We start from the raw sequence: 16376 nt of genomic DNA on the forward strand, positions 1-16376 counted from the left end.
ACGAAAATGTCCGGACTATCTTTGCGTAATGTCGGTAAATCCTACGGCGCGGTCACCGTGATGAAGGATCTCAATCTCGACATTCATGACGGGGAGTTTCTGGTGCTGGTCGGCCCCTCGGGCTGCGGTAAATCCACGCTGCTCCGGATGATTGCCGGGTTGGAGGACATCTCGACCGGGACAATCTCCATCGGCGACCGCATCGTCAACGATCTGCCCGCCTCGCAGCGCAAACTCTCGATGGTGTTCCAGAGCTACGCGCTCTACCCGCATATGTCGGTGAAAAAGAACCTCGCCTTCGGTTTGCAGAACCTGAAAATGTCCAAGGCCGAGATCGAGCGCCGGGTGGCCGATGCCGCCCGCATCCTGCAGATCGAACCCCTGCTGGAGCGCAAGCCGCGCCAGCTGTCGGGCGGGCAAAAGCAGCGGGTGGCGATTGGCCGCGCGATTGTGCGCGAGCCGGAATTGTTCCTTTTTGATGAGCCCTTGTCGAACCTCGATGCGGAATTGCGGGTGCAGATGCGGGTCGAACTGGCGGGGCTTTATAACCGCCTCGGCACCACGATGATTTATGTGACGCATGATCAGGTGGAGGCGATGACCATGGCCAGCCGCATCGTCGTGTTGCGCGCGGGCCGGATTGAGCAGGTGGGCACGCCCTATGAGCTTTACACCCGCCCCTGCAATCTCTTTGTCGCGGGCTTTATCGGCTCTCCCAAGATCAACCTGATCGAGGGCATGGCCCGGCATCAGGCGGGGCAGACGCTGCTGGAGCTGGCCGATTTCGGCGCGATCAAGGTGCCGGGTCTGGCGACGGGGGCGGGCAAGCTGACGATGGGCATCCGGCCGGAGGCGATGCATCTGGGGCACGGTCCGGTGCAGGCGCCCGCCAAGGTGCAGTTGGTGGAATATCTCGGCTCCGAGATTTTCGTGCATGTCGCCCTGGCCTCTGGTGCGGTCTACCTCGTGCATGCCGCGGGCAAGGCGCGGCATTTCGTGGGCGAGGAGGTCAGCGTGACCTTCGACCCCGGTGAGGCGCATTATTTCAACGAAGCCGGTCTGCGCGTCGAAGCCATGGCCGAGGAGAATGCCGCATGAAACTGGCCATCGTTGGCTGTGGCTCGCGCCACAAGATGTTCCGTGACTCGGTGATGGAGGATTACGGCAGCAAGCATGAAATCGTGGCCGTCTGCGACAATAACCCCGCGCGGCTGCGGCTGGCGGCGGAGGCTGCCTCGCGGCCCGGCACCAATGGCGTGGCCTCGTATCTGGCGGATGAGTTTGACACGCTCTTGGCCGAGCAAAAGCCCGATACCGTGGTGGTGACCACCCCCGACTTCCTGCATTCCGACTATATCGTGCGGGCGTTCGAGGCGGGCTGCGATGTCATCTGCGAAAAGCCGATGACGATTGACCTCGACCGGCTGAAGCTGATCGTGGATGCGCAACGGGCCAGCGGGCGCAAGGTCACCGTGACCTTCAACTACCGCTATTCCCCGGCGCGGACGCAGATCAAGGAGCTTCTCGCTTCCGGCACGATTGGCGATATCACGGCGGTGGATTTCCGCTGGTATCTCGACCGGGTGCATGGCGCGGATTACTTCCGCCGCTGGCACCGGCAGAAGACCAATTCCGGCGGCCTTCTGGTGCATAAATCCACCCACCACTTTGATCTCTTGAACTGGTGGCTGGGCTCGGTGCCGGAAAAGGTCTTTGCCTCGGGCCAACGCGCCTTCTACCGCCCCGAAACGGCGGTGGAACTGGGGCTTGAGGGGCGCGGCGCGCGCTGTGCCACCTGTCCGGTGGCCGCGAAATGCGATTTTGAGCTCGACATGGACGCCGATCCCGCGCTGCGCAGCCTCTACCGCGAGGCCGAGGCTGAGGATGGCTATTTCCGTGACCTCTGCGTCTTTGACGCCGAGATCGGCATCGAGGACACGATGCAGGCGCATATCCGCTACGCTTCGGGTGCTACGGCGAATTACACGCTGGTCGCCTATGCCCCTTGGGAGGGGCTGGAGATCAAGTTTCAGGGCACCAAGGGCGAGCTGACGCACCGGCATGTCGAGGTGCACGGCGTCTTTGGCGGCAGCCGCGAACATGCCAAGGATGCGGTGACGACCGAGCTGCATCTGGCGGGGCAGGCACCGCAGGTGCTGGATGTGCCGCTTGGCAAGGGGATGCATGGCGGCGCCGATCCGGTGATGCTCGGCTATATCTTCGACCCCGAAGCGATGCCCGAGGACAGCTATAACCGCGCCTCCGATCACATCGCGGGGGCCTATTCGATCCTGACCGGCATCGCCGCCAACATGTCGATCGACAGCGGCAGTCCGGTGGAGATTCCGACCATGCTGAAAAGCCGGGGCATTGATCTGGGAGAGACCGTATGAAACCGCTTCGCATTGGGGTGATGGGCATCGATCACGGCCATATCTATGGCCAGATCGCGGGCATGCGCGCCGCCGGGGCCGAACTGGTCGCCTGGTGGACATCCGAGCGCACCGATCCGGTGGACATCGCCAATTTCACCGCCAAACACCCGGAAATTCCGCAGGTGAAGGACGCGGCGCAAATCCTTGAGGACGATAGTCTTTCGCTGATCCTGATCTCGGCCATCCCCGAGCAGCGCGCGGGTTTCGCCATTTCCGCCATGCAGCATGGCAAGGATGTGATGGTCGACAAACCCGGTGCCACCACGCTGGACCAACTGGCGCGGGTCAAGGCGGTGCAGGCGGAAACCGGGCGCATCTGGTCGGTGTGTTTTTCGGAACGGCTGGCGGTAGAAACCACCACCCTCGTTGACAAGATCATCGCCGAGGGGCGCATTGGCAAGGTGCTGCAAACCGTCGGTCTCGGGCCGCACAAACTCGGCAATGGCCACCGGGCGGAATGGTTCTTTTCGCGGCAGGCGACGGGCGGGATTCTCTGCGACATCGCCGCGCATCAGTTCGACCAGTTCCTGCATTACACCGGCTCGACCTCGGCCCGCGTTGTCTCGGCGCATGTCGGCAATATGGCCACGCCGCAGCATGCCGAATTGCAGGATTTCGGCGAGGTGATGCTCGAGGGCGATCAGGGCCGCGGCTATGCGCGGGTGGATTGGCTGACGCCAAAGGGCCTGCCTGTCTGGGGCGACGGGCGCATCACCATTCTGGGCAGCGAGGGCTATATCGAGCTGCGCAAATACATCGACATCGCCGGGCGCGAGGGGACAGAGCATGTCTTCCTCGCCGATGCCAAGGGTGTGGAATATCTGAGCGCCAAGGGGCAGGGCACGCCCTATTTCGGCCGCCTCACGGCGGATATCGAGAGCCGCGGCGAGACGGCGATGACGCAGCGCCACGCATTTCTCGCCACCGAACTCGCGCTGACCGCACAGGCAATGGCAGAGGCGTCATTGGCTGAGACCTCACTGGCCGGGGAGGGCCAAAAATGACCGATAAAAAGATCAATGTCGCGGTGATCGGCGCCGGGATCGGCCGCTCGCATATCGAAGAGGGGGTGATGAACAACCCCGCCGATTTCGCGCTGCACACTTTGTGCGACATCAACCTCGAACTGGCGACCTCTGTCGCCGCCGCCTTCCCGGGCTGCCGTGTCGCCACCGATATGCAAAAGGTGTTCGAGGATCCGGAGGTCGATCTGGTCGACATCTGCCTGCCGCCGCATCTGCATTTTCCGGCGATGATGGCGGCGCTTGCGGCGGGCAAACATGTGATTTGCGAAAAGCCCTTCGTGAATTCGGTTTCCGAGGTGCGGCAGGTGATGGCCAAGGCGGCGGCGGTGGGGCGGATGGTCTATCCGGTCTTTCAATACCGCTATGGTACCGGCTACCGGCAGATGCATGAGTTGCAAAAGCGCGGCCTGACCGGAAAACCTTACGTTCTGACGCTGGAGACGCATTGGCAGCGCGGCGCGGAGTATTACGCCATTCCCTGGCGCGGCCGTTGGTCGGGCGAGCGGGGCGGGGCGATTGTCAGCCATGCCACCCATATCCACAACCTCGCCACGCATCTGATGGGCGATGTGGTCTCGGTGGCGGCCATGCTCGACACCAAGGTCAATCCGATCGAGACCGAGGATTGCGCCGCCATCGCCATGCGGACCGGGCAAGGGGCGCTGGTCACCTCGTCGATCTGCCTTGGCAATGCAGGGAACATGTCGCGGATGCGGGCCTGCTTTGAGAAACTCACCGCCGAAAGCGATCTGCATCCCTATAAGATCGGCGCCGAGACCTGGACCTTTACCGCCGCAAATCCCGCGGATCAGGCCGAAATCGATGCGGTCATTGCAGAAATCCGCGATTTTCCGCTGCGCTTCGATGGCTTCTTTGCCGATATTGCGGCAGATCTGAAGGGGGGAACCCCCGTCTATCTGCCCACACTTGCCGAGGCCGCGCATTCGATGGAACTGATCACCGCCATCTATCAGTCGCACCGGACCGGGCAGTTTGAGGCTTTGCCGCTGGCCGCCGGGCATCCGCTGATGGAGAGCTGGCTGCCCGCAACCGAGGATGCCGCCTGATGGAAAAGAACGTGCACGAGATGATCGATTACAAGCGGGTGGCTGCGGTGGAGGGGATGGAACCCGCCCCCGCCGCCGACCGCCGCGCGGCCAAGGACAGCGAGGCGACGAAATCCGCCATCCTGACCGCCGCCACCTATGAATTCTCGGAATTCGGGGTGTCGGGCGCGCGCATCGACCGGATCGCGGCACGGGCGAATGCCAATAAATCGCTGATCTACAGCTATTTCGGTGACAAGGAAGAGCTTTACAAGATCGTGCTCCGCTCGGCCTATATCCAGATCCGGATGGGCGAGCGCGAGCTGGATCTGTCGAGCTATGGCCCGGTTGAGGGCGTGTTGCGGCTGGTTGAATTCACCTTTGACCATTACAACGATAACCCCTGGTTCCTGCGGCTTCTGGCCGAGGAGAACCTGCGGCGCGGGGCCACCGTCTCGCAGATCGGTGACATCCGGCAGATCCAGTCGCAGCTGACCGATACCGTCTCGCTGATGCTGGAAAAGGGCCACCGCGACGGGATCTTCACCCGTGAAATATCGGCGACCAGCCTCTATCTCCTGATCGCCTCGCTCTTCTATTTCCCGATGGCCAACCGCTACACGCTCTCGGCCGTCTTCGGGGTTGAGGCCGACAGCCCGGCCTGGAGTGCCGCGCTCTTGCGGCAAAGTCAGGACATCGTGCTGGCCTATCTCTGTGCCCCGGCATCCGGCGCGGCAACCGACCCCGCCACCCCGGAAGGCTGAATTCCCGGGGCCGCACCGGGCCCCGATCCACCCCACCCGGAGCCCATATGGGTTCCGCCCGCCACAACAAAAAACCAACTGGTTAGATTAACGAAAGCCGTTCCGCGCGAACGGCAGGGACGGAAAGGCTTAACCCATGAAAACCCAACGAATTGGCATCATCATGCACGGCGTCACCGGACGGATGGGGATGAACCAGCATCTGATCCGCTCGATCCTGGCGCTGCGGGCCCAAGGGGGGATGGCGCTGAAAGATGGCACGATGCTGATCCCCGATCCGATCATCGTCGGCCGGGATGCGGCGAAGATCGAGGCTTTGGCCAAAAAACACGGGGTCGACCGCTGGACCACCGATCTCGACGCCGCGCTCGCCAATCCTGACGACACCATCTTCTTTGACGCCGCCTCGACCAAACTGCGCCCCGGTCTTTTGCGGCGGGCGATTGACGCGGGCAAACATGTCTATTCGGAAAAACCGGTGTCGGAAGGGCTGGAAGAGGCCGTTGCCATCGCCCGCTACGCCAAGGAAAAGGGCGTGAAGAACGGCATCGTGCATGACAAGCTGGACCTGCCCGGTCTGGTGAAGCTCAAACGCCTGCGCGACAGTGGCTTTTTCGGCAAGATCCTCTCGGTCAAGGGCGAGTTCGGCTATTGGGTGTTTGAGGGCGACTGGATGCCCGCCCAGCGCCCCAGCTGGAACTACCGCGCGGCGGATGGCGGCGGCATGGTCTCGGACATGCTCTGCCACTGGCGCTATGTGCTCGACAATGTCGTGGCCCCGGTGAAATCGGTCAGCTGCACCACCGCCACCCATATCGCCGACCGCTGGGATGAGAAGGGGCAACACTACAAAGCCACTGCCGATGATGCCGCCTATGCCACCTTTATGCTTGAGGGGGACATCGTCGCCCATATCAACTCCAGCTGGTGTACCCGTGTGCGGCGCGATGATCTGGTGACCTTCCAGATCGACGGCACGCATGGCTCTGCCGTGGCGGGTCTGCACAAATGCTACAGCCAGCACCGGGTCAACACGCCGAAACCGGTCTGGAACCCCGATCAGCCGCAGGCGCTCAATTTCTTTGAGGGCTGGGAAGAGGTGCCGGACAATGCGGTGCTCGACAATGGTTTCAAGGTGCAATGGGAGCAGTTCCTGCGCCATGTCGTTGAGGATGGTACCTGGGCCTATACGCTGACCGAGGGCGCCAAGGGCGTGCAGCTGGCCGAGGCGGGCTACCGCTCCGCGCGCGAACGCCGCTGGGTCGATCTCGAAGATCTGGAGATCTGAGATGGCAGAGGTTCTTCTTCCCGACGCATCGGGCCGGATCGCGCCATTCACCCTGACCGCCGGGCCGCTGCCTGCGAAGGGCGGCCAGTGGAACCGCATCGCCTATGCGGCGGCGCATGTGGTGGCGGATCCCTTCTCCGACATCGACCCCGGCATCGGCGGCGCGGTGGATTGGGAGCGCACGATGGGCTTTCGCCGCCACCTCTGGAGCCTCGGCTTTGGCGTGGCCGAAGCGATGGACACCGCCCAGCGCGGCATGGGCCTCGATTGGCCGACCTCGCTGGAACTGATCCGGCGCTCGGTCGCGGAAGCCCGCGCCGACGGGCATCTGATTGCTTGCGGCGCGGGCACCGACCATCTGCTGCCGACGCCCGAGACCACGCTCGATGAGGTGATCGAGGCCTATGCCATGCAATGCGCCGCGGTCGAGGCCACCGGCGGGCGGGTGATCCTGATGGCCAGCCGCGCGCTTTGCGCCGTGGCGAAGGGCCCCGAGGATTACGGCCGCGTCTATGGCTCCATTCTGGGCCAACTGGCGCAGCCTGCCATCCTGCATTGGCTGGGCGAGATGTTCGACCCGGCGCTGGCGGGCTATTGGGGCAGCGGCGACCATATGCAGGCGATGGATACCTGTCTGCAGGTGATCGCCGAGAATGCGGATAAGGTCGATGGCATCAAAATCTCGCTGCTTTCGGCCGAGAAAGAGGTCTCGATGCGCCGCCGTCTGCCTGCGGGCGTCAAGATGTATACCGGCGATGATTTCAACTACCCCGAGCTGATTGCCGGCGACGATCAGGGCTATTCCCACGCGCTTCTGGGCATCTTTGACCCGATTGCCGGGGCGGCGGCACGGGCACTCACTGCGCTCGCCGCCGGGGACCGGGCGGGCTATGACGCGGCCTTTGCGCCGACCGTGCCCCTCTCACGGCATGTGTTCCGCGCGCCCACTCGGTTTTACAAGACGGGGGTGGTGTTTCTGGCCTATCTCACCGGGCATCAGGATCATTTCACCATGATCGCCGGGCAGGAAAGCGCCCGCTCCACCCTGCATCTGGCCGAGGTGGTGCGGCTGGCCAATGCGGCGGGGCTGTTCACCGACCCCGATCTCGCGGCGGCACGGGTGCGGGCGGTGATGGCGCCCCGGGGCGTGGGAGGTGCGGCATGCTGACCCCTGACCGCATCTCGCTCAACACGGCCACGGTGAAGGCGCAGTGGAACCTGCAGCAATGCATCGACGGCTGTCTGCGGCACGGCTTTGGCGGCATCTCGCCCTGGCGCGATGTGCTGCAGGCGGCGGGGGTCGAGGCCGGGGCCAAGGCCATCCGCGCCTCGGGCCTGCGGGTCTCGGGCCTTTGTCGTGGCGGCTGGTACACGGCGGAGGGTGCGCTGACGCAGGCCGTGCTCGATGACAATTTCCGTGCGGTGGATGAGGCGGCGGCGATTGGGGCCGAGTGTCTGGTGATGGTGGTTGGCGGCCTGCCCGCAGGCTCGCGCGATCTGCCGGGTGCACGGGCGATTGTCGAAGAGGGGCTGGCGCGCACGCTGGATTATGCCCGGACGGCGGCGGTGAAAATCGCCATCGAACCCTTGCATCCGATGTATGCCGCCGACCGCGCGGTGGTCAGCACCACGGCGCAGGCGCTCGACATCTGCGACCAATTGGGCGCGGGGATCGGCGTGGCGCTCGATGTCTATCACATCTGGTGGGACCCCGAGATCCTCGCGCAGATCAAACGGGCAGGGCGCGAGCGTCTCCTGGCCTTTCATCTCTGCGACTGGCTGAACCCGACCCGCGATCTGCTGACGGATCGCGGCATGATGGGCGACGGGGTGATCGATATTCCGGCGCTGCGCCGCGCGGTCGAGGCCGAGGGCTTTACCGGGCTGAATGAGGTCGAGATTTTCTCGGCCGAGAATTGGTGGAAACGGGAGGGCGATGCGGTGCTGGCCGAAATCCTCCAACGCGGGCAGAGCTGCTGCTGATCCCGGCCGGAGCGGTTCCTCTGCCCTCCGGCACCGCCAAAGGCGCAAGGCGCGGGATGCCCCCGCGCCTTCGCGTCATTCTGCGTCAGCTGTTGGCGCTGCCTCAGCTGCCCTTGCGAAAGGCGCTGGGGGTCTTGCCGGTGCCCGCCTGAAAGGCGCGGGCGAAATAGGCGGGGCTGGTAAAGCCCAAAGCCTCGGCAATCGCGCCCACCGGTTCGCGGGTTTCGGTCAGCATGCGGCGCGCCTCATAGAGGCGGCGTTCCTGCAAGAGATCATGCGCCGAGCGGCCACAGGCCTCGCGGCAGACCCGCGTCAGATGCGTTGGGGTCACGCCCAGCTCTGCCGCCATATCGGCTACGCCCTTGCCCGAACGGAAGCGCCGTTCCAGCACGGCGGCATAGCGCGCGGCAAGGCGGCGCGCGGCGGCGGGGCGGGGTTGTTTTTGCGCGGCGGGATCGGCCTCGACCTGCGCGATCTGCCGCTCGAGCCAGACCGAGAGCAGGCCCAGATGGTGGCGCGCCGCGCGGTCAGCCCCGGGCTTCTGGCTTTCCAGCTCGCGCTGGATCTGCTCGAAAATCTGCGACAGCTCCGCCTGCGGACCGGATTCGCGGATCCGCAGATGCTGGCTGGCATCGGGCAGGGTGACGTCACAATCGCGGCCAAAGAACAGCGCCAGACCATTGGTCTGCGGCCCCACCTCAAAGCCGTGCATGACCCCCGCCGGAATGAAGACCGCATTATGCGCGCCATAGCCGCGGGTGAGGCCCCCCAGAGTGATCCGCCCCTGACCGCGGGTGAACCACAAAAGCACCGGCTCGGGCTGGGCGCGCATCGCCTCCACCCGCCAGCGGCCACCTTGCGCCAGCCGGGTGATCGGCACCACCCGCACCTGCATCGGCGCATCGGGCAGGCTGACGCGCGCCTGTGCCACCACCGGAACGACGGGCGGCGCGGGTTGCGGGGCGGAACCAAGTTGCGAGAGCGGCGGGGAGGAAAAGAGTTTCAAGCCGGGTATCCTTGCGAATTGCCCGAAGATTATGCCGGAAGTGCCTTTTTTGAAAGGGATTTTTCCAGATGCGGCGGGGAGGCGCCGATGCTGCGTTACCCCCGCATGATCTTGTGCCAGCCGCCCATCTTGCTACGAAACCATGTGCGTTGCCGCTTGGCATATTGTCGGCTTGCGGCCTGGGCGAGGCTGCGGGCGGTGGCCAGATCCAGCTCGCCGCGCAGATGCGCAATCAGTTCCGGCGCGCCGATCGCCCGCGCCCAAAGCGCCTTTTCCGCCCAGATCGGCAGCACCGCCCGCGCCTCCTCGAGCGCGCCGCCCTCCAGCATCAGGTCAAACCGGCGGTCGATCCGGTCGGCCAACCAGTCGCGGTCTGCCTCGATCAACAGCGGCGTCACCTGATGCAGCGGCAGGAGCGGCGGCGGCGTGCCATCCTGCCAGGCGGCAAGGCCGCGCCCGGTGGCCGATTGCACCTCCCAGGCGCGCTGGATGCGGGCGGGGTTCAGCGCGTCGATGCGGGCGCGGGTGGCGGGATCAAGTTCCGCCAGCAGTGCCTCCGGCCCCTCCGCCGCCAGTCTTTGGTCGGCGAGCAGACGGGTCGCGGGCGGGGTGGCGGGAATCTCGGCCAGCCCTTCGGTCAGGGCGGTGAAATAAAGGCCGGTGCCGCCGATGATGATCAGCCGCTCGCCCGTGGCCAGAAGGCCGGTGATCTCGCGCAGCCAATGGCCGACGGAATAATCCTCGCCCGGGTGCCTGTGGCCATAGAGGCGGTGGTGCGCTTCGGCTTCCTCTTCGGCTGAGGGCCGGGCCGAGAGAAGCCGCCAGCAGGACCAGACCTGCAGCGCATCGGCATTGACGATCAACCCGCCCTGACGCCGCGCCAGATCCAGCGCCAGCGCCGATTTGCCACTCGCCGTGGGCCCGGCGATCAGCACATGGCGCGCCGGATCGGGGTCCGCCGGGGGCGGGGCGGGCGGTATGGCGGCCTCGGTCATCGCGGCGTTTCCTCTGGCATCGGCCCCCCGGACTGCCTCCGGGAGAGGCAATTCGACGGGGGCGGCGCTGGTTTGCACAATTAGCGGTTTCGGGCGGTTGAACCCGCGCCCCTTTTCCGACATTTTGCCCCCGAATGACAACCTGCCCCGCGCGAGGGTCCCGACGGGCCTGCCGCACCCTGAATTGAAGGATTTGAGATGAGCACGCAGAGCGAGCCGATTGTGAAATATAAGCGCGTCCTTCTGAAGATTTCCGGTGAGGCGCTGATGGGCGATCAGGGCTTTGGCCTGCATCCGCCGACCGTGGCCCGCATCGCGCAGGAAGTGAAATCGGTGCAGGATCTGGGTGTTGAGATCTGCATGGTGATCGGCGGCGGCAATATCTTCCGCGGTCTTGCCGGTTCGGCGCAGGGGATGGAGCGGACCACCGCCGATTACATGGGCATGCTGGCCACGGTGATGAACGCGCTGGCGATGCAGGCGGCGCTTGAGGCGCTGAACATCCACACCCGGGTGATCTCGGCGATTCCGATGGATCAGGTTTGCGAGCCCTATATCCGCCGCCGCGCCGTGCGCCACCTTGAGAAAAAGCGGGTCTGCATTTTCGCCGCCGGCACCGGCAACCCCTATTTCACCACCGACACCGCCGCGACGCTGCGCGCCAATGAGATGGGCTGCGAGGCGATCTTCAAGGGCACCAAGGTTGATGGCGTCTATGACAAAGACCCGAAGAAACACGCCGATGCCAAGCGCTATGAGACCGTCAGCTATGACGAGGTGCTGCAAAAGCATCTGGGGGTGATGGATGCCAGCGCCATCGCACTCGCGCGCGACAACAACCTGCCGATCATCGTGTTCAGCCTGGATGAGCCGGGCGGGTTCCGCGGCATTCTGGCCGGGCAGGGCACCTATACCCGCGTGCAGGACTGATCCCGATACTTCGGGTGTGACGCTCGGCGCTTGACCGCCGGGCGGCAGCCCGTCACAACATTCTCCCGCGTGCTGACCATGGCGTTTGCACGCCAAAACCGCTAGAAGGCCCCGAAACGGGCCGCAACAGACGGAAACTGACCCATGTCCGACGAGATCGAGATTGATATTGATGACCTGCAGCGCCGCATGGACGGGGCGATGAATTCCCTCAAGCAGGAATTCGCCTCGCTGCGCACCGGCCGCGCCTCGGCCTCGATGGTTGAGCCGATCATGGTCGATGCCTATGGCTCGCCGACGCCGATCAACCAGATCGGCACGGTGAACGTGCCCGAGCCGCGGATGGTCACCATCAACGTCTGGGACAAGGGGCTGGTGTCGAAGGCCGAGAAGGCGATCCGCGATTCGGGTCTGGGCATCAACCCGCAGCTCAATGGCACCATCATCATGCTGCCGATCCCCGAGCTGAACGAAGAGCGCCGCAAGGAACTGACCCGCGTGGCCGCGCAATATGCCGAACACGCCCGTGTGGCGGTGCGCAACGTGCGCCGCGATGGCATGGACCAGATCAAGAAGGCCAAGGCCGCGGGCATGTCGGAAGATGATCAGAAATTCTGGTCCGACGAAGTGCAGACGCTGACCGATAAAATGACCGCTGTCGTCGACAAGATGCTCGAAGGCAAGCAAGCCGAGATCATGCAGGTCTGAGACCCTGGACAGCGGGAGGGGGCGGGGCCATGGCCGCGAAAGACATTAGCACCACGCCGCTCGCTCCCGAAGGGGGCTATGGGGTTGGGCATGTGGCCATCATCATGGATGGCAACGGCCGCTGGGCCAAGAACCGCGGCTGGCCGCGGCTGGTCGGCCACCGCCGGGGCGCCGAGCGGGTCAAGCAGATCGTGCGGGCCTGCCCGGATCTGGGCGTGAAATGGGTGACCGTTTACGCCTTTTCCACCGAGAACTGGAAACGCTCGACCGAGGAAGTCCTTGGGCTGATGGGCATTTTCGCCCGCTACATCGAGGGCGAGGCCGAACGTCTGGCCGCCGAGAATGTGCGGATGCGCTTTATCGGCGGGCGCGAGCGTCTGGACCCCAAGCTGCAAAAGCTGATGGCGGGGATCGAGGCGCGGACGGCGCAATATGACCGGCTGAACCTGACCGTTGCCATCAACTACGGCGGCCGCGATGAGCTGACCCGCGCTGCCCGCCGCATGGCGGAAGAAGTGGCGGCAGGGCGGCTCGATCCGGCTTCGGTGGATCAGGACACCTATGAGGCTTTCCTCGACACCGCCGGGATTCCCGACCCCGATCTGGTGATCCGCACCTCGGGCGAGACGCGGACCTCGAATTTCCTGCCCTGGCAGGCGGCCTATGCCGAATATGAATTCACCCCCACGCTTTGGCCGGATTTCGGGCCGGAACAGCTGGCGGAAGTGCTGTCGCGGTTCTCCGGGCGCGAGCGGCGCTTTGGCGGCGTGGTCAGCGCATGAGCGGACCCGCACCAGAAGAGACACCCGCCCCGCAAGAGGCGGTGAAGGCGGCGCAGTCCGCACAGATCGAAGAGCGCAAGGCCGCCGCCCGGTGGCTGGACCTGAAGGCGCGCACCCTCTCGGCGGTGGTGCTGCTGGCGCTGGGGGCGGCGGCGATCTGGGCGGGCGGGCATTGGTTTGCCGAGCTGGCGGTGGTGATCACCGCGCTGATGATCTGGGAGCTCAGCGTGATGACCACGCCGCAGATCCAGGAAAAAGGCGCGGGCGCGCGGGCCTGGTCGCTGGCGGGCTTTGCCGCTTTGGTGCTGGGGGCGGTCTTGTTCTTCAAGCATCCGCTTTTGCTGGCCTTTTTGCCCTTGCCCGCGATCTTTGGTACGTTGATGCCGCGCCGGGACCGGAGGATTTATCTGGTCTATGCGCTGGCGATCATGGCCACCGGCTTTGCCCTCGTGGGGTTCCGCAGCGAAGTGGGCGTGCGGCTGATCCTGTGGATTGTCGCGGTGGTGATCGTCTCGGATGTGATGGGTTATTTCGCGGGCCGCAGCCTCGGCGGGCCGAAATTCTGGCCGGCCGTCAGCCCGAAGAAAACCTGGTCCGGCACGGTGGCGGGCTGGATCGGCGCCATCGGCGTTGGTCTGGCGTTCCGCGCCTGGGGCGGCGGCTGGGATGTGGTGATCCTGTCGCCTTTCATGGCTTTTGCCGGGCAAATGGGCGATATTGCCGAAAGCTGGATCAAGCGCCGCTCGGGCGTCAAGGACAGCAGCCGCCTGATCCCGGGCCATGGCGGCGTGCTCGACCGGTTCGACGCGCTGGTCGGCGCGGCGGCGTTTTTGCTGGCGGTGGCGGCACTGGGGTATCTTCCGGTTTTCGGGGGCTGAGACATGCGCAGAATATCGGTATTCGGTGCCACCGGCTCGATCGGGGAGAGCACCTTTGATCTCCTGATGCGGCAGGGCGGCCCGGAGGCCTATCACACCGTCGCGCTGACCGGCGGCCGCAATGTGGCGCGGCTGGCGGCGATGGCGCGGGCGCTGCGGGCCGAGGTGGCCGTCACGGCCTATGACGATTGCCTGCCCGCCCTGCGTGCGGCTTTGGCGGGCAGCGGCATCGCGGTGGCGGCGGGCGAGGCGGCGCTGATCGAGGCCGCCGATCGTCCCGCCGACTGGATCATGAGCGCGATTGTCGGCGCGGCGGGGCTGGCCCCCGGTTTTCATGCTTTGCGGCACGGGACCACGCTGGCGCTGGCGAACAAGGAAAGCCTGGTGACTGCCGGGCCTTTGCTGATGGCCGAGGCGGCGAAACATGGTGCCCGCATTCTGCCGGTGGACAGCGAACATTCGGCGGTGTTTCAGGCGCTGGTCGGCGAGGATATCGCCGAGGTGGAGCGGATCATCATCACCGCCTCGGGCGGGGCGTTTCGCGACTGGCCGATGGAGCGTCTGGCACGGGCAAGCGTGGCCGAGGCCTCGAGCCATCCCAATTGGGACATGGGGCAACGGATCACCATCGACAGCGCCTCGATGTTCAACAAGGCGCTGGAAGTCATTGAGACGCGTGAATATTTCGGCATCGCACCCGAGAAGATCGAGGTGCTGGTGCATCCCGAAAGTCTCGTGCATGCGCTGGTGGGTTTTGCCGATGGCGCGCTGATGGCGCATCTGGGCGCGCCCGACATGCGGCATGCGATCGGCTATGCGCTGAACTGGCCGCGGCGCGACCCCTTGCCGGTGGCGCGGCTCGACCTCGCGGCGATTGGCGCGCTGAGTTTCCGCGCCCCCGATCCCGCGCGCTATCCGGCCCTGCGTCTGGCCTATGAGGTGATGGCGCTGGGGGGCACGGCCGGGGCCGCCTTCAATGCGGCGAAAGAGGCGGCGCTGGATGGGTTTATCGCGGGCGAGATCGGCTTTTTGCAAATGGCCGCGGTGGTCGAGGCGGTGCTCGCAGAGATGTCATCGCGGCAGGGGCTGGGCAATGGCGCGCTGAGCCTAGATAACGTGATGCAGACGGATGCCGAGGCACGGGCGCTGGCGCGCGTGGTGATGGGCCAACAAAGGACGGTAGCATGAGCGGGCTGATCCCGGATTTCGGGAATATTCTCTATACGGCGGGCGCCTTTATCATCGCTTTGTCGATCATCGTCGCCGTGCATGAGTTCGGCCATTACATCGTCGGGCGCTGGTCGGGAATCGCGGCGGATGTGTTCAGCCTCGGGTTCGGCCCGAAACTGATCAGCCGTGTGGACAAGCGCGGCACCCGCTGGCAGATCGCGCTGATCCCGCTCGGCGGCTATGTGAAATTCCGCGGGGACGCCAATGCGGCCTCGGCCGGGGTGGATGAGGCGGCACTGCAGGGGCTGAGCGCGGAAGAGCGCCGCGCCACCATGCAGGGCGCGCCGCTCTGGGCGCGGGCGGCGACGGTTGCGGCAGGGCCGGTGTTCAACTTCATCCTGTCGATGATCATCCTCACCGCGATGGCGCTTTATTCCGGATCGGCCACGACCGAGCCGCAGATCGGTACGCTGATCGAGATGCCCGAAGGCACGGGCGATGTGAAAACCGGCGATGTGATCCGCGCGGTGGGCGGTATCGAAACGCCGGATTACGACGCCCTCTTCAAAGCCTCGGAAACCTTGCCGTCCTCGCCTTCGCTGACCTATCTGGTGACCCGCGAGGGGGCAGATCTGAACGCGGCGGGTCCGGCGCTGTATCCGGCGCGGCTTGACGGGATTGCGCCGGGATCGGCGGCGGCCGCGGCGGGTTTGCAGCCCGGCGATGTGGTGATCCGCGCCGATGGCATGCGGCTGTATGAATTCTCGGACCTGCAAGAGCAGGTGAAACTCTCGCAGGGCCAGCCGATGACGCTCGAGGTCTGGCGGCCCGGCATGGCGGCGGATGAGGTGCTGACGGTGACGCTCACCCCGCGCTCGACCGACATGCCGCTGCGCGACGGCGGCTTTGAGACGCGCTATCTGATCGGGGCCACGGGCGGCTATTTCTTCACCCCCGCGCTGCGCCCGACGGGCGTGGTGGAGGCGGTGACCGGCGCGGCGAATGAGGTCTGGTTCGTGATGCGCTCTTCGGTCTCGGGGATGTGGCATATGGCAACGGGCGCCATCTCGAGCTGCAATCTGCGCGGCCCCTTGGGCATTGCCGAAAGCTCGGGCGCGGCGGCGGGGGCGGGGGCCACCAGTTTCATCTGGTTCATCGCCATGCTGTCGACGGCGGTGGGGCTGCTCAACCTCTTCCCGATTCCCGTTCTGGATGGCGGCCATCTGGTGTTCCACGCCTATGAGGCGATCACCCGGCGTCCGCCGTCCGACAAAGTGCTTAATTTCCTCTACGCGCTTGGCGGCGGTTTTGTGCTGGTTTTGATGCTTTTCGGCCTGACCAACGATCTGTTCTGTTAAGCAATTCG

The 16376-nt window shown here is 65.1% G+C and carries 16 protein-coding genes; 14 read left to right on the forward strand and 2 right to left on the reverse strand.

The features are described from left to right. Positions 1–6 precede the first annotated feature (6 nt). The 8 genes from ACEN2S_RS17930 (at position 7) to ACEN2S_RS17965 (ending at position 8541) form a co-directional block, all read left to right on the forward strand. Positions 7–1098 (forward strand): ABC transporter ATP-binding protein, encoded by a 1092-nt coding sequence (locus ACEN2S_RS17930; RefSeq protein WP_441868553.1) that lies wholly within the window; start codon positions 7–9, stop codon positions 1096–1098. Then, positions 1095–2393 (forward strand): Gfo/Idh/MocA family protein, encoded by a 1299-nt coding sequence (locus ACEN2S_RS17935; RefSeq protein ID WP_441868556.1) that lies wholly within the window; start codon positions 1095–1097, stop codon positions 2391–2393. The genes ACEN2S_RS17930 and ACEN2S_RS17935 overlap by 4 nt, the downstream gene beginning before the upstream one ends. Then, positions 2390–3439, forward strand: coding sequence for a Gfo/Idh/MocA family protein (locus ACEN2S_RS17940; protein WP_441868559.1), 1050 nt, complete (start codon positions 2390–2392; stop codon positions 3437–3439). Before ACEN2S_RS17935 ends, ACEN2S_RS17940 begins: the two co-directional genes overlap by 4 nt. Beyond that, the gene (locus ACEN2S_RS17945; protein ID WP_441868562.1) at positions 3436–4527 is read left to right on the forward strand and encodes a Gfo/Idh/MocA family protein; all 1092 of its coding nucleotides are present in this window, start codon (positions 3436–3438) and stop codon (positions 4525–4527) included. Before ACEN2S_RS17940 ends, ACEN2S_RS17945 begins: the two co-directional genes overlap by 4 nt. Further along, complete coding sequence (locus ACEN2S_RS17950) at positions 4527–5270, forward strand: TetR/AcrR family transcriptional regulator (protein WP_441868565.1); 744 nt, start codon at positions 4527–4529, stop codon at positions 5268–5270. Before ACEN2S_RS17945 ends, ACEN2S_RS17950 begins: the two co-directional genes overlap by 1 nt. Positions 5271–5406: 136 nt before the next feature. Further along, entirely contained in the window at positions 5407–6558 is a 1152-nt protein-coding gene (locus ACEN2S_RS17955; protein WP_441868568.1) for a Gfo/Idh/MocA family protein, read from the forward strand. Between the two features lies 1 nt (position 6559). Then, a complete protein-coding gene (locus tag ACEN2S_RS17960) occupies positions 6560–7726 on the forward strand; it encodes a dihydrodipicolinate synthase family protein (protein ID WP_441868571.1) in 1167 nt (388 codons plus the stop codon). Next, the gene (locus tag ACEN2S_RS17965; protein WP_441868573.1) at positions 7720–8541 is read left to right on the forward strand and encodes a sugar phosphate isomerase/epimerase family protein; all 822 of its coding nucleotides are present in this window, start codon (positions 7720–7722) and stop codon (positions 8539–8541) included. The genes ACEN2S_RS17960 and ACEN2S_RS17965 overlap by 7 nt, the downstream gene beginning before the upstream one ends. A 103-nt stretch (positions 8542–8644) precedes the next feature. Here ACEN2S_RS17965 and ACEN2S_RS17970 read toward each other — a convergent pair whose 3' ends face one another. Together ACEN2S_RS17970 and miaA are read right to left on the reverse strand one after the other, a co-directional pair. Then, a complete protein-coding gene (locus ACEN2S_RS17970) occupies positions 8645–9547 on the reverse strand; it encodes a helix-turn-helix domain-containing protein (RefSeq protein ID WP_441868576.1) in 903 nt (300 codons plus the stop codon). Positions 9548–9642: 95 nt separating this feature from the next. Next, positions 9643–10542, reverse strand: a complete 900-nt coding sequence (gene miaA, locus ACEN2S_RS17975; RefSeq protein ID WP_441868579.1) for a tRNA (adenosine(37)-N6)-dimethylallyltransferase MiaA — start codon at positions 10540–10542, stop codon at positions 9643–9645. Between the two features lie 198 nt (positions 10543–10740). On the opposite strand from miaA, the gene pyrH reads away from it, so the two are divergent. The 6 genes from pyrH (at position 10741) to rseP (ending at position 16368) form a co-directional block, all read left to right on the forward strand. Continuing rightward, positions 10741–11472 carry a UMP kinase gene (pyrH, locus tag ACEN2S_RS17980; RefSeq protein ID WP_441868582.1) on the forward strand — a complete coding sequence of 244 codons (732 nt, stop codon included), beginning with the start codon at positions 10741–10743 and terminating at the stop codon, positions 11470–11472. Positions 11473–11616: 144 nt separating this feature from the next. Continuing rightward, entirely contained in the window at positions 11617–12180 is a 564-nt protein-coding gene (gene frr, locus ACEN2S_RS17985; protein WP_441868585.1) for a ribosome recycling factor, read from the forward strand. A gap of 29 nt (positions 12181–12209) precedes the next feature. Further along, positions 12210–12962 carry a polyprenyl diphosphate synthase gene (gene uppS / locus ACEN2S_RS17990; RefSeq protein ID WP_441868588.1) on the forward strand — a complete coding sequence of 251 codons (753 nt, stop codon included), beginning with the start codon at positions 12210–12212 and terminating at the stop codon, positions 12960–12962. Then, positions 12959–13840 (forward strand): phosphatidate cytidylyltransferase, encoded by an 882-nt coding sequence (locus ACEN2S_RS17995; protein ID WP_441868591.1) that lies wholly within the window; start codon positions 12959–12961, stop codon positions 13838–13840. Before uppS ends, ACEN2S_RS17995 begins: the two co-directional genes overlap by 4 nt. A 3-nt stretch (positions 13841–13843) precedes the next feature. Further along, the gene (gene dxr, locus ACEN2S_RS18000; RefSeq protein ID WP_441868594.1) at positions 13844–15028 is read left to right on the forward strand and encodes a 1-deoxy-D-xylulose-5-phosphate reductoisomerase; all 1185 of its coding nucleotides are present in this window, start codon (positions 13844–13846) and stop codon (positions 15026–15028) included. Continuing rightward, positions 15025–16368, forward strand: a complete 1344-nt coding sequence (gene rseP / locus ACEN2S_RS18005) for an RIP metalloprotease RseP (protein WP_441868597.1) — start codon at positions 15025–15027, stop codon at positions 16366–16368. The genes dxr and rseP overlap by 4 nt, the downstream gene beginning before the upstream one ends. The last annotated feature ends 8 nt before the right edge of the window (positions 16369–16376 follow it).

It is taken from the genome of Phaeovulum sp. W22_SRMD_FR3, assembly GCF_052113705.1.
GTDB lineage: Bacteria > Pseudomonadota > Alphaproteobacteria > Rhodobacterales > Rhodobacteraceae > JBGQOG01.